The organism is Chryseobacterium sp. AG844 (genome assembly GCF_003182335.1).
GTDB classification, from domain to species: Bacteria; Bacteroidota; Bacteroidia; order Flavobacteriales; family Weeksellaceae; genus Chryseobacterium; species Chryseobacterium cupriresistens.
In genome coordinates, this window is record NZ_QGTV01000007.1 from 141,726 (window position 1) to 156,087 (window position 14,362).

The following is a 14,362-nucleotide window of genomic DNA, read 5'->3' on the forward strand; positions in this document are numbered from 1 at the left end:
AGAACAGGATTACAGCCGGGGGTTTTCATTTTGAGTTCTCCCCTTGTCTATATCTCCGGTATTCACCTTTTTTACTTTGTTGTTGCCAAATGTTTTGGATATGCTGAGTGATATGGATCTTAAATTTGATTGCGAAAGAGTTTCAATATATCCGTCATTATTATATAATGTATTGCGGGAGTTTGAAAGATTCAACAGATCTTTTACAGAAAGCTTGAATTTAAAATCTTTATAACTCTTTGAAACCTCAAGCTGATTATTGATAAAATAACCGTTTTTCTTATTAACTAATGTATATGGAGAGGTGTAACCAAAGTTATAGCTTATGTTCCAGCCTTTATTCCAAAGATTATTTCCACTAATTGTAACGGAAGAGTTATTATACCAAGAACTAGGATGAACATCATAGATATCTGCATTATTGATGTAATACATTCCTGTTGAAAGATTAAACATCCATTTGTTTTCAAACAATGGTTTGTTATAGTTCAATCCCACATAAAGACGCTTTACATTACCTTCAAAGTTTTTGGGCCTTGTAACAGAAACATTATCTACAACCTCTGTATAAGGAAGAATAGGATTTTTTACAATTCCGAAATTACTTACAAACACCCAGGTTCTTTTTATGCTGTAGCTCGCATTAAATAAATACATCTTTGCCACATTAAGATCAGGATTTCCGGTTTCCCACCAGGTTTCATTATTCTTATAAATAAATGGGTTCAAATCATCTACATAAGGTCTCCATAATGCAGTTCTATATCCCAGAGAAACTCTGTTGTTCTTATTGATCATATAAGAAAGGTTGATGCTGGGTACAATATTGTTGTAACTTCTGGAAAAGTTCTCACTAACCGTATTTTGTTTTGCGTTGATGTTTGTGTTTTCATAACGAAGCCCCAGGTTTACATCCAATGCCGAAAACAGTTTTTTCTTAACATTGGTATATAAGGCGTTGATATTTTCATGATACGTAAAATTATTAGAAAATAGGGTATTTAATGTACCGTCTGTATTATAATAGGTATAAGGATTATCCGTAGAAAGCCAATTAAGTTTTCCTCCTGCTTCGAAACTAAGTTTTAATTTTTCGAAAGTCTTGGAATAATCTACTCTTACCGTATAATTGTCCTTCTTATAATCATTATATATTAAGTTTGAATATGGGCTGGTCAAATTGAAAAACTCTGTTGTATTATCTCTGTGATGGGTGTAATAATCAAAGTTGATATCCAATCGCTTGGATTTTTTATCATCATTAAAGCTGTAATAAACATTTCCTCCGAAAAGGTTCAGCTTATCATTTTGTGTATTTACCGTTCTGTTTTCAAAAATTCCTCCTGTAGTATCATAGTATATATTCCTGTTTTCAAGTGAAGATTCAGGTGTTTTGTGATAATATTCCAGAATACCTCCTATGCTGCTTCTTTCATTAAGCTCGTAATCAAAACCTGTATTTCCTCCAAAGTTGGTTTCTTTAATCAGCGTACTTCCTATAATCTGATTTCTGCTGAATTTTGAGCTATAATTATCAATACTGTTTCTTTGCAGGTCATTATTATTTTCAAAAAACAGCATGGTATTATTTGAAAATCTGTTTTTATGATAATTTAAAGCAATATTCGCCTGCTGACTGTTTTTTCTGTTTTGTTTATCTGTAATGGTAAAACTTCCTTTCAGTCCATCTGTTTCCAGTTTCTTCAGCTTCAGATTAATAATCATTGCATCCTCCAGATCATATTTTGAGGAAGGATTGGTAATCAGCTCTATCTTTACCAGATTAGAAGCCGGCATAGCATTAAGATATTGTATTAAATCTTTGCCTTTAAGAATTGATTTTCTGTCATTGATGTAAACAGAGGCGTTTGTTCCCAGAAGAGTTATTTTATTATCATCTACTTTTAACAATGGTGTTTGAGAGAGAACTTCGGATATGTGATTTCCTACAACCAAATCGCTATTTTCAACATTAAAAACAAAACGGTCATCCTTTTGTTCAAAAAAAGGTTTTTTACCATTCACTTTTATTTCTGCAATTTGTTTTTCTATAACTGTTTTAATGGAATCTTTCTTCTCTTGAGAGAAACCCAACAAGGGAAGCAGAACACTTACACATATTAATATTTTCCTCATTTACTTTCAATATTTCTGATGCAAACATCATGATTATACTCAAAGTCTACAAGATTAGTAATCCAAAATTGATCAATACCGGTATATCCTTTTCCAAAAATTTACAAATTCCCGACTCATAGAGATCAATATACAACTGATAAACAAATACTTATATTTCATTGATAAAAATTCGATGATAATTCATAAATTTGCAGTGTATTTAGAAATATGAAGAAGTTTCATTTAATTATTTTAACTGTTTTCCCTGTTTTTTTCTTTTCTCAAAGCATAAAGGGACTAAAAATTCCAGACTCGTTAAAGAATAAAAGTTATAAGTATATTAATGATGCTTACAATAAAGTATTCCAGGTTAACAACGATAAAGCTGAGCTTTTAGCCAATTACATTCTATTAAAAGGAAAGAAAGAAAATAATAGAGACATCCTGTTTGATGGATATTATAATATAGCGCGGGTAAAAAATCTGAAGAATGAAAACGGGCATCCCTTTGCAGATTCACTCATCTCTGCCTCAAAAAACGTTAATAACTACGATTACCCGGCAAAATCTTATATATTAAAAGGTATTTTATTCAACAATGAAGGGAAATACAAAGAGGCTTTAGATGAATATACTATAGCTATTAATCACAACAAAGCTGAAAATAAAGAACAGTTTTTTTATATAAACAAGCTCATTGCTATCCTAAAAACAGCCACAGAAGAATATCAGGAAGCACTTCCTCTCTTTTTGAAATACTATAAGTATGAAAAAGATAAAATAAAAAACAACAATGTAGATGCTAAAAACTATATTGCTTCTATTTTTTCTTTAGCTAATATTTATACCAAATGTAAGGACTATAAAAAAGGTATTGAATTTGCCGATCTGGGGCTTACAGAATGTAAGAAATACAATAATTATTCTTATTACAGCTATCTGCTTATGATAAAAGGGATTAGCCTCTTTTATGTAAAAGATTATTCGCTGTCTTATAAAATCCTGCTGGAAGTACAAAAAGGATTGATAACAAATAAAGATTATAGTAATCTAGGAGTTTTATATTACTATCTGGGAAAAATAAAATATGCAACCCGCAGTGAAAACGAAGCTATAGAATTTTTTAAAAAGGCAGATTCAATTTCTTTTACTTTCAACAGTTTTGAACCTATAAAAAGAGAGGGATATGAAATTCTGATAGACTTTTATAAAAAGAAAGGCGATTTAAAAAACCAACTAAAATACATTGACAACCTGATGTATAGTGACAGTATAATAGCTGTGAACCGAAAAAATCTTTCAAAAGAAATTCTGAAAAAATATGACACCCCTTTGCTTATGAAAGAAAAGGTAAGTGTAATTGAAAGACTGAACCATCAGAATGCCTGGCTGATAGCGTGTTTGCTTATGATTACTTTAGCTTTCATATTCGTAATCAGGAAAAACAGGAAGAAAATAAAAGAATACGAAAAGCAGGCAAAAGTATTATCAGAAAAACCTTTGAGCACCCCTGTGCTGGAAAAAGAGCAAAAGAATGAAACTCCCATTACAAATGATCCTTCCATTATCATTGAAAGAAAGGAAAAAGCTACGAAAAGTGACCTTTCTTCTAATCCAAAATTTAAAATACTCATTGATAAAATAGAACAGTTTGAAAAGACTAATAGTTTTCTCAATAAAAATATTACTTTAGATTCTCTGTCAAAAGAATTTGATACAAACAGAGATTATCTCTCAAAGCTAGTCAATGAATTAAAGGGTAAAAACTTTTCCCAATATCTGAACGAGCTTAGGATCAACTATATTGTTGAAGAATTAAAATCTAACGAAAAAATAAGAAAGCATACCATTGCTGCTATTGCTGATGATATTGGCTACAACAATGCTGAGTCTTTCACGAATGCCTTTAAAAAAATAACAGGAACACTTCCTTCTTATTATATAAAAGCACTCAATTAAAACAAAATTACAAACTGTTAAAAATTAATATTTTACATGTAAATCTCACCGAAATTTATCAATTTCGGTATATATAAATTCTTTATTTACAGGAATAGAATTTCCTTTGTACTTCAATTTATTTAAAAATCTTAAAATTACTTCAGCAGTGAAAAAAATTAAAAAAACAGAAAAAAGATTATCCCTAAACAAAGTTCAAATGTCTAAAATAAAAGGAGGGATTAGCTCCGGAGGAGGTGATCAAATGCTTTTGAATGGTGGTAATGATACGGTCTTAGACAAAACATTAGATACTCTAGATGTGACAGTAAAAAATTAATGACAATTTTAACATTTTATCAGTAATTTTGAGAAAAATTACTGATTTTTTATTTTTATGAAGTACCTGTTAGCCCTATCTTTTTTCATTACATTCAATATTTCTTTTTCTCAGAAAATAAGTATTAAACATTTTAATGAATACAATATTGAAAAACTGCAGCCTTTAATTTCTTATTTAAATTCTGAAATACAAAAGAATTATAAAGAAAAAGACAAGGCGGTAAAGTATGATAATCTTTTCAGAGTAAGTATGGCAGCACAAAACTATGATACTGCTTTAAGTCAGCTAGATTCAGTACGCAGTGTTTACAGAAAAAGTAATCCCATTATTTCTTACGCTATGGGAACACAGTATGAAATTTACATAAATGCTCAAAAAAATAAAAATTCGCACAAAAATTTTCAGGAAAAATATAAAGAAGAATTTCTCAAAAAATATGAAAGTCTGCCTATAAAAACACAGATCATACTTCCCCGCTATTTCAATGGTGATACCGAGAAAACAAAAAAGGAAATTCTGGCTACTCTTAAAAATGATTTTGAGAACAAAGACAGCGTAGATCTGAAAAAAGCTTTACAACTATGCAGAAGTTATAACTCATATATAACAGGACCTACATTTGATATTGCTAAAAATTATTTAAAAGAACTCGACTCCAGGAACTTTGAGGTAAAAGACAGTTTATTAATCAATAATGAAATTAGTATAAGGGTTGTTTTAAATAAAAAATTAGCTAGTCCGGAATCTACCATCCTGGTCAATTCCATCTATCCTGATGCAGAAGATGCGAATGATCAAAAAGTACAGGCAAGCTATGGTTATCATTCTGTTTACATATATCCCAGAGGAAAATATACGAGTAACGCTGCCATAGAACCTTTTGAGCATGAGCAGGAAGATATTAATAAGGTCATTGACTGGATTACAAAACAGCCCTGGAGCAATGGCAAAGTAGGAATGATCGGAGGCAGTTATCTGGGATTCAGCCAATGGGCAGCAGCTAAAAATGTTCATCCGGCTCTAAAAACTATTATTCCACAGGCCTCTGTAGGAATTGGCGTAGTAGATTTCCCCATGAATAATAACATCTTTGCCTCTTATTCTCTTCGTTGGATTAACTATGTTACCAATAATAAAATGCTTGATGCGGGATTCAAAGACGAAGATCATTGGAATTCTGTTTTTAAAAAATGGTATGAAGGTGGTGAGGCATTTAACAAGTTGGATTCTATTGCCGGTAAAAAAAATATCATATTTCAGCGCTGGTTAAAGCATCCGGCATTCGACAGCTATTGGCAGAAAATGATTCCTTATAACAAGGAATACTCTAATATCAACATCCCGGTTTTAACCATTACAGGATATTATGATTCTGATCAGCTGGGAGCGTTATACTATTTCAGAAATCACTATAAATATAACAAAAATGCTAATCATTATTTGATTATCGGGCCCTATGATCATTCGGGAGCTCAGGGTTATATCAAAAATAATCTAAAAGGATATACTATTGATTCTGAAGCCAATATGGATATCGCAAATATAACAATGGAATGGTTTGATTATATTCTGAAGGGTAAATTAAAACCAGCTTTCTTAAAAGATAAAATTAATTATCAGGTAATGGGAACCAATGAATGGAGAAGTACCTCAAGCATTGATAATTTTGATAAAAATAAATTAAAATTCTATATCACAAGCCAACATCAGCTTTCTTCAGCAAAAGATAGAGATAAAGACTTCACACCGCTTACGGTAGATTTAAAAGACCGTACCAATGCAGATGAGCTTTTTAAGCAAAAAGATAACGTGCTGGATAGTAAAATTTACAGTCCAGACGCCGTTGTATTTTCATCAGAGCCATTTGAAAAACCGGTAGAATTTACAGGAAATTTTGTGGGTAATCTGAAATTATCTGTTAATAAAAAGGATGTTGATGTATATATGAAACTTTATGAAAAGACCAAAGAAGGTAAATATTTTCTGTTATCCACCTATTATGGAAGAGCAAGCTATGCTAAAAGCTCAGAGAAAAGAAAATTGCTGCGTGAGAACAAAGAAACAAGTATCACTGTTACCAACAATGAATTTGTAAGTAAAAAAATGGAAAAAGGAAGTAAACTGGTTTTAGTATTAGGAGCTATAAAAAATCCGCTTATGCAGATCAATTATGGAACAGGAAAAGAAGTAAGCGAAGAAACCATCAAGGATGCTGCAGTTCCTATGGAAATAAAATTTTACAATAACAGTTTTATAGAAATTCCTATTTCAATTAATTAATGCCACGTTTTCCATTTCAGTTTTTTGACACATTTGTTGTCAGATCTCCAATTTTTTCCTACAAAGAATTTCAGGATCATTTCTCTGGTGAAAACATCACCAAGGGATCTTTAGAAAAATATTGCAACCATACAATTTTTAGAGAAGCTATTTATTTAGCTTCTCTTTCCTTATATGATGAGATAGAGAAATTGATGGATCGTGAACATACAACGTCTAATTTGCCAAATGAAAAAACAAAGATTTCATTATTAAAATATTATAACCGCTCAAGTACCCGCTGTACCCCATTTGGTTTATTTTCAGGAGTAAGTACTGGAAAATTTGAAAAAGAGACTCTATTTCCGATATTCTCAGAGCCTACAAAAGTAAGAGATACAAAGCTGGATATGCATTTTTTAGTAGCGCTATCAGAGCAGCTTCTTTTAATTCCGGCCATTAAAAATAGCATCTCTTTTTTTCCTAACAACAGTATTCATAGGGTTGGAAATAAAATTCGCTTTGTAGAATATGAAAATACAGGAGGAAAAAGAGATTACATTATTTCTTCCGCTCCATTTTCCAAAGAGTTGGAACTTATACTACAATTTTCAGAAACCGGTAAAACAATTGACCAGCTTGCCACCTTTCTCGTTCATGAAGATATATCTTTTGAAGAAGCCCGGGAATTTATTGATGAGCTTATCGGAAATCAGGTTTTGATAAGTGAAATTAATCCTACAGTTTCGGGAGGAGATTTTCTGGAACGATTAATTTACATGCTAAACAAAATTGGTAGATATCAGGAAAAAGATATTTTAGTGGCTATTAAAAACAAGATCAGTGAACTTGATTTACATTTTGGAAATACGGCAGAAGTATATTCTGAAATTGAGGAACTCATCAAAAAGCTGAATGTACAATATGAAAAGAAATATCTTTTTCAGACAGATCTTTATTTTGAAGATGAAACAAATTTATCCTATCAATGGAAAAAAGAACTGAAGAAAGGAATCTCTTTTCTGAATAAAATTGCTGTTCCTTACAAAGAATCTGCTTTAGAAAAATTCAAAAAAGCCTTTTATGAAAGATTTGACAATGAAGAAGTTCCATTATCTTATGCTTTAGATCCGGAAATAGGAATTGGCTATTTACAAGATATTCCGGCCAAAGGGGTTCATCCTTATATTGAAGATTTAATCCTGCCCTATTCTAATCAGAAAAAAGAAATTCAGGTAAATCTTAATCCAGTACAAATTATTCTCAATCGTAAATTACAAAAAGCTTATTGGAATAAAGATCATGTAATACATTTAACTGATGATGATTTTAATGGTTTTGAGGAACAGTGGAATCAACTGCCAGATACATTGTCCGTTATGGCTGAAATCATTTCAGAAAATCAGCAGGAAAAATTATTTTTAAAATCTGCCGGTGGAAATGCCGGAAAATTATTGGGCAGATTCTGTTCAGAAAAATCATCTATAAAAGATTTGGTGAAAGCCATTGCTGAAAAAGAACAGGAACTTAATCCGGACAAAATTTTAGCAGAAATTGTACACTTACCCGAATCCAGAATTGGAAATGTGATCAGAAGACCTTCTATAAGGGAATATGAAATTCCTTATCTGGCGAGCTCTGCATTAGAAAAAGACAATCAAATTTTTGTGGAAGACTTGTACCTGTCCATAAAGAATAGCCAGTTATTTCTAAGGTCAAAGAAGCACAATAAAGAAATTATTCCTCATCTTACGAATGCCCATAATTATTTAAACAACTCTTTACCTGTTTACCATTTTTTATGCGATTATAATAATCAGAATGTAAAACCTTATTTATCATTTAGTTGGGGTGGTTTATCACAAATCTATGATTTCCTGCCAAGAGTTGAATATCAAAATATCATTTTGTCTAAAGCACAGTGGAAAATTGATCCTGAACAAATTCATTATTTTGATTCCATTCTTCAATCTGGTAAAAGAGAGCTTCTGTTTCAAAATATTGAAGAGTGGAGAAAATTAAAACAAATTCCACAATGGATACAGTGGGTAAAAGGAGATAATACACTGGCGGTCAATCTGAAAAATTATGATTTAATTCAAATGTTTTTATCATCCGTAAAAAATGAGAAACTAATTTTTATTGAGGAGTTCCTGTATAATGATCAGTCAGATTATGTTCATCAATTCGTTTTCTCTCTTTATAAAGATCTATAAATAAGATGATAACCAGAAAATTTCATCCGGGAAGTGAATGGCTTTATTTTAAAGTTTACACCGGCATCAAAACTTCAGATACTATTTTACAGGAAGTTATAGAACCATTAGTTGAACAATTACAAATTCAAAACCTTATTGATCAGTGGTTTTTTATACGATATAACGATCCTAAACCCCACCTGAGAATAAGATTAAACCTTAAAAATATAACTGCCTGTAGTATGATCCTGGGAATGATCAATTCCTTATTTAAGGACTATCTGGAATCGGGAGAAGTCGCTTCTATCATTATGGATACCTACTCAAGAGAGCTTGAACGTTACGGTGAAAACACGATAGAATACGCGGAAGACCTCTTTTTTAAAAGCAGTCAATTGATTTTAAACTTTCTGGAATACAGTGATGAAGAAAAGATCATTACTTCTTTATTTTATATAGATCAAATTTTATCAGCATTCAACCTGTCTCCTGAAGAGAAAATAGAGTTTGCAAAGCGTTCTGAAAATGCTTTCAAATCAGAATTCAATGCAGATAAGAACTTAAATAATCAGTTAAAGAAAAAGTATAATGAGTTTTATCCTCATTACTTTGAATTTATTACCTCTGAGGAATATGAAGAAATCAGAAATTTAATAAAAAGTAATATCACTGAAATTGCATTAAAGCCTGAAGAACTTTCAAAATTAGAAAATGACAATGTATTAAAAATAAAACCCAAAGATTTCTTCAAAAGTGTTTTTCATATGCATATTAACCGATTGTTTATCTCCCATCAAAGATTATTTGAGATGGTGGTTTATGATCACTTATTCCGTCTTTATAAAACAAACAGAACCCATTCTCTGAAAAAATAAATTTGAATTTTGTAAAAAATAAACAACCGCTCACGGTAACGTAAGCGGTTGTTTTTCTGTGGTCCCACCTGGGCTCAAACTAATATCTTATTTTTCCATTATTTAATGGGCTTTCAGCAATTCATAAAATATTCAGGGAGAAAAATAGGGAACTTTTTATTATAAATTATTGAAAAATTCTTCCTTATTAAAAGCATAGTATTGTTGAACATATACTCTTATCAAATCATTTAGATTATTGAGGTTTGGGAAATCTAAATAAAATTTATCCAAATTAAATGTAGAGTTTTCATCAAAATATTTTTCTTTTAAAACTTCCTCATCCAAAATTGACGCATCTCCTAAACAAAATCCTAAATCGTAGGTCGAAGTACCAATACAAAGCTTAATATCGGAAATTATCAAGTTACCTTTTTGATAAATCGTCATATTTCGCTTTAAAACACTTGTAAAGCCAAGATTTAAAACATTTCCTATATTGGTGATTAGAGGTCTTAATTGATCTTTAGTAGTATGAATTTTATTAGTCCCAATAATCAATTCAACTCTTGATGAGTTTGCTTCTTCATGGCTAATTAATCCTATTAAATCCTTTAAAGGATCATATTCATAGGGATAATTTCCAACATATTTTACGTAATCATTTATTCTGTGCTCTCTCATTTTTAATATTTTCCCAAAGATAGCACATTAAGTATTGTTATAATTATCTCTGGTAAATGAATCTTATATTTTCAAATACAAATAAAAAAACATAATTTTGGCATTAAGGTAATTAATAATCATGGATAAAATTTTAAAATTCCCTATCATACCACAATCAGTTTACGAAAGGTATCGTACAATTAAAAGGAAGCCAGTTACAGATAGCACATCAATGTCATCTCTCTTAGATAATATATTACGAGATTCTCTAGCTGATAATACGGAAGCTTCAACTCTTTCAAAGCTTATATTATTTGATTTAAAAAATTATCTTAATCATCCTGCTATTTATAAGGAAAAGTATACAGCCAATGCGTTAGAAACAAGATTAGCATTATTAGGAGATGGAAGGACATCAGACGATCTACCTAAAACAAATCCTACTATTAATATTTTGCTGGAAGAAGAAAAAATTCAAAAAATTCCTTCCGAGATTTTCACAAAAATATGTTCTAATTTTAGAGAGAAAGGAGATTTAATTTTTTATAATCCACGATTAGATACTTCCTATAAAATTTCTATAAAATCATTAGTTCCAGAAAATAATGAAATCAATTTCGGTGCCTTTGATTTCACAAGTTTAATTCAAGGAATTCTTGATCCTGCTTTTTTAGCTTTAGGAGAAAGAAAAAGCAAGATCACAGAAACTCACAACGATACAATATTTGAGATTGGCAGAGGTAGTAAAGCTCAATTACAACAGCTTTTTAATTACGTTAATGCCTTAGGAAAATTAGAAGAATTTATAGAACGTTGGGAAATAGTTTTTGAAGGCGTTTTTAAAGAAGATATAATTATTTATATTAAAGACTATAATAAGTGTAGAATATATCTTCTAACAAATACCGATTTTAAAAGATGTATATCCGATTCTTTAAGAAATCATTGGCATGAATTTTCAAAATCAGCTATAAATCGTTGGGAAGGAAATTCCATTAGAATGGATAAAAACGTAATATTGAGATATTGCTCATTCAAAATAGACAGGGAATTTAGCGACTTTTTTGATGAAAGTACAATAGTCGCCAAATTCAATGAATTAGAGAATGTAAAAGCTAATCAATTAATTAGATTAGATTTATAAATTAACTATTCTAGCAATTTCATTTAGAGCTTCTCCTAAATTTCTAGCAAATTCAACGGCTACAGCATTACCAATTTGACGAAATTGCGAGGTAGTAGCACCACAGAATTCAAAATTATCAGGAAAGCTCTGTATTCTTGCCGTTTCTCTTACAGTAAATCTTCTCTTTAGATTGGGGTGAACAGCAATAACTGGTCCTCCCGTACCTCCTCCCCTACCTACAATAGTAGGACTTGGCTTATCCCAAGACAAAGCTCTATTCCCCATATACCCATTAATTTTAACTCTATGTTTAGTACCATAATGGTTAAGTATCCTTTCAGCTTTTTTTGTATTTGGCTCAGGTAAATTTCCGATAGCTTTTTTTAAAGTTAAATAGGATTCTGGTGTATGAGTTGGCTTAGGCGGAAAAACTTCAAATATTTGTCTTCTTAGATCATCATTATATTCTTTTGATACTCCTAAAAATATAACTCTTTTTCTCCCTTGAGGCACTCCATAATCTGCAGCATTTAGCTTAAATATTTTCACTTCATACCCGTGCCATCCTTCATTAATACCGATTTCAGAAAATTCTCTAATTATTTGTTGTACAACCTCTCCTTTCCCTAAACTTAAAATCCCAGGAACATTTTCAGCCAAAAAAAATCTTGGTCTAGTTTCTTCTAACAATCTGACAATTTCTAGATAAAGCTCATTACGTTCATCCAAAACATTCCTATATAAATTAGCTACAGAAAATCCCTGACAAGGAAAGCCCCCGGTTAAAATATCATATTCAGGTAGCTCATCTCCTCTTAATTCCTTTACATCCTTTAACAAAAGTGGATGATCAAAATTTTTATCGTAAGTTAATTTACAATCTTTATCAATATCTGTAGCTAAAACAATATCATGACCTGACTGCACAAGCCCTAAGTCTAAACCTCCGCAACCAGCGAATAACGAAACAACTCTCATAATGGAAATTTACGGTAAAAATAAAAAATAGATTTCAAAAAATTAAATAACAAAATAAATTAAACTCTAATCAACTATAAAGCAGAGACTTTACTTTTTACCTCTACATTAGTAATAAATTCTAAAAACCTCAATACTTATTCCTGCATTGTATTAATATATCTCTTTAGTTTTTCTAGAATTTTAAACATATCATTAGAAAAATAGCCAATTGTGAATGTTCCTTCTAACGAAATATTCTTTTCGTACCCAGTACTACCCTCTGTAATAATATCATAAAAATCATCATCTTTTGTAATCCATCGCTCGGCTAAGTTAATCCAAGAGTATAATTTCGCTTCTTTAATTTTTTTATCCTTAGCTTTTGCATATTTATATTCATAATATGCATCATTAAAATCATTTAATATTCCAGTTAAAATTTCATATCTACTTTCAAGTTCAGATTTTGTCATACTTTTATTAATATTTACAACTAGTTATTTCACACATTAAAAATAAATTATTTTTCAAAAAGTCAATACTTTATACTATAGTAAGTTTTAAATTGATTTTTGAGGCATTTACATTGTTTCTGAGTACATTAAATGAGAATCTCTGATTAAGTATCATTAATTAATAAAGCGAAATTATTTCGGCAAAAAAAACTCGCTTAAAACCTATTTACCCTTTAGTTGAGGTAGTAGTAGTAGTAGTAGTAGTAGTAGTTTTTACGTTTAATATATAGGTTATATATAGATAAATAATCACAAAACTTATTCTGCCGTTATACTTTTAAGTTTTTTCGATAATTCATTTCTAAATTTTTCAGCATAAGAAGGTTTACTTTTTACTCTAAATTTCATATATAAATCACCGTAATATTTTTCTCTTTTCAGCCTATCTCTCTTTAAAAACGGAAGTAAATGTCTTCGGAACTCATCAAACCCTTTATTGACTAATCCATCATTTTCAAAATCAAGATATTTCAACCCAAGATACATTAAATACTCCTCTATTGGGGTTTTGTCTTTTCCTTTTCCTTTCACTCCATCAATTACTTTTCCGATTTGTTCGTAAATAATATACTTTTCTATTTCTGGAGATAGTACATCAACAAAAGTAAAATCATCAATTTTATTTAAAAGCATATCAGTTAGATTATTCCAACTTTTGTTTAATTTTTCTAATGTGCTAAGATCACCAAAGTCTTTAGGAAGAACACCACTAACCGTTGTTATTTTTATTTCATAGCGAATGTAAGCTTTAATTTTTTTAGCACCTTCTTTTAAAACATTCCTTCTTGCCGCAGGTTGACTTTCGAAAATTTCTCCTGTATGAAAGGCTCGATCCAATTTATCATATATTGACACTTGATAATTTTTTCCTATAAATTTAACTCCTGAATTTTCATAAACATGTTTTCTAGGTAGATTTTTCAAACTTCCAAAGCATGATATAACGCCGTTCATTGGAGTTTTAAAATGCAGAGTCACCCCCAATTCGATCTTTGTTATTTTAGCTTTCCAGAAAACTTCTTCATCTATATCAAGTTCATTTGCCCAATATTTTATTTCTCTAACAAAATCATTATAATGCAAATCACTCATTGCAATTTTTAAATCATTCTCATGAGTTCTGATCCTGTTAAAATAAGTCCTTCTAATATTTTGCTCAAACCAAAGCTTTCCAATGGTATCGTTCTCTTTTCTATCATATATTATTGAAAAATAATCAAATTCACGTTCTTTAGGTTTATCTGACTTATTTTCCGTTTCTCTCTTCATTTTTTTGTAATAACCTCTTTCCTTCCCGTAGCCGATCGGATATATATCAAATTTTTGCAGTGCTTTTTCAGTCAATTCCACATTTTCAATATAAAATCTAATTACATCAACCATTG

Annotated in this window: 11 protein-coding genes; 6 read left to right on the forward strand and 5 right to left on the reverse strand. The window is 30.5% G+C overall.

Annotated elements, in window-relative coordinates; genetic code table 11:
* Positions 1 to 9: 9 nt before the first annotated feature.
* On the reverse strand, positions 10 to 2,136 hold the full coding sequence (locus tag DEU40_RS09495) for an outer membrane beta-barrel family protein (protein ID WP_110009610.1): 2,127 nt from the start codon (positions 2,134 to 2,136) through the stop codon (positions 10 to 12).
* Between the two features lie 210 nt (positions 2,137 to 2,346).
* On the opposite strand from DEU40_RS09495, the gene DEU40_RS09500 reads away from it, so the two are divergent.
* The 5 genes from DEU40_RS09500 (at position 2,347) to DEU40_RS09520 (ending at position 9,731) form a co-directional block, all read left to right on the forward strand.
* A complete protein-coding gene (locus DEU40_RS09500; RefSeq protein ID WP_110009611.1) occupies positions 2,347 to 4,077 on the forward strand; it encodes a helix-turn-helix domain-containing protein in 1,731 nt (576 codons plus the stop codon).
* Positions 4,078 to 4,225: 148 nt separating this feature from the next.
* Positions 4,226 to 4,396, forward strand: coding sequence for a hypothetical protein (locus DEU40_RS22425; protein WP_171006273.1), 171 nt, complete (start codon positions 4,226 to 4,228; stop codon positions 4,394 to 4,396).
* A gap of 57 nt (positions 4,397 to 4,453) precedes the next feature.
* The gene (locus DEU40_RS09510) at positions 4,454 to 6,679 is read left to right on the forward strand and encodes a CocE/NonD family hydrolase (RefSeq protein ID WP_110009613.1); all 2,226 of its coding nucleotides are present in this window, start codon (positions 4,454 to 4,456) and stop codon (positions 6,677 to 6,679) included.
* Positions 6,679 to 8,874: a lantibiotic dehydratase family protein gene (locus DEU40_RS09515; protein WP_110009614.1), complete on the forward strand. Its 2,196-nt coding sequence runs from the start codon at positions 6,679 to 6,681 to the stop codon at positions 8,872 to 8,874. The genes DEU40_RS09510 and DEU40_RS09515 overlap by 1 nt, the downstream gene beginning before the upstream one ends.
* Positions 8,875 to 8,879: 5 nt before the next feature.
* A complete protein-coding gene (locus tag DEU40_RS09520) occupies positions 8,880 to 9,731 on the forward strand; it encodes a thiopeptide-type bacteriocin biosynthesis protein (RefSeq protein WP_110009615.1) in 852 nt (283 codons plus the stop codon).
* 159 nt (positions 9,732 to 9,890) lie between these two features.
* Here DEU40_RS09520 and DEU40_RS09525 read toward each other — a convergent pair whose 3' ends face one another.
* The gene (locus tag DEU40_RS09525) at positions 9,891 to 10,394 is read right to left on the reverse strand and encodes a hypothetical protein (RefSeq protein ID WP_110009616.1); all 504 of its coding nucleotides are present in this window, start codon (positions 10,392 to 10,394) and stop codon (positions 9,891 to 9,893) included.
* Positions 10,395 to 10,515: 121 nt separating this feature from the next.
* Between DEU40_RS09525 and DEU40_RS09530 the strand changes: the two genes are divergently transcribed.
* The gene (locus tag DEU40_RS09530; protein WP_110009617.1) at positions 10,516 to 11,520 is read left to right on the forward strand and encodes a hypothetical protein; all 1,005 of its coding nucleotides are present in this window, start codon (positions 10,516 to 10,518) and stop codon (positions 11,518 to 11,520) included.
* On the opposite strand, the gene DEU40_RS09535 is transcribed toward DEU40_RS09530, so the two are convergent.
* The 3 genes from DEU40_RS09535 to DEU40_RS09545 form a co-directional block, all read right to left on the reverse strand.
* Positions 11,515 to 12,480, reverse strand: a complete 966-nt coding sequence (locus DEU40_RS09535) for a DNA cytosine methyltransferase (RefSeq protein WP_110009618.1) — start codon at positions 12,478 to 12,480, stop codon at positions 11,515 to 11,517. The genes DEU40_RS09530 and DEU40_RS09535 overlap by 6 nt on opposite strands.
* A gap of 137 nt (positions 12,481 to 12,617) precedes the next feature.
* Positions 12,618 to 12,935 carry a hypothetical protein gene (locus DEU40_RS09540; RefSeq protein ID WP_110009619.1) on the reverse strand — a complete coding sequence of 106 codons (318 nt, stop codon included), beginning with the start codon at positions 12,933 to 12,935 and terminating at the stop codon, positions 12,618 to 12,620.
* A 300-nt stretch (positions 12,936 to 13,235) separates the two neighbouring features.
* Positions 13,236 to 14,360, reverse strand: a complete 1,125-nt coding sequence (locus tag DEU40_RS09545; protein WP_110009620.1) for a hypothetical protein — start codon at positions 14,358 to 14,360, stop codon at positions 13,236 to 13,238.
* Between the last annotated feature and the right edge of the window lie 2 nt (positions 14,361 to 14,362).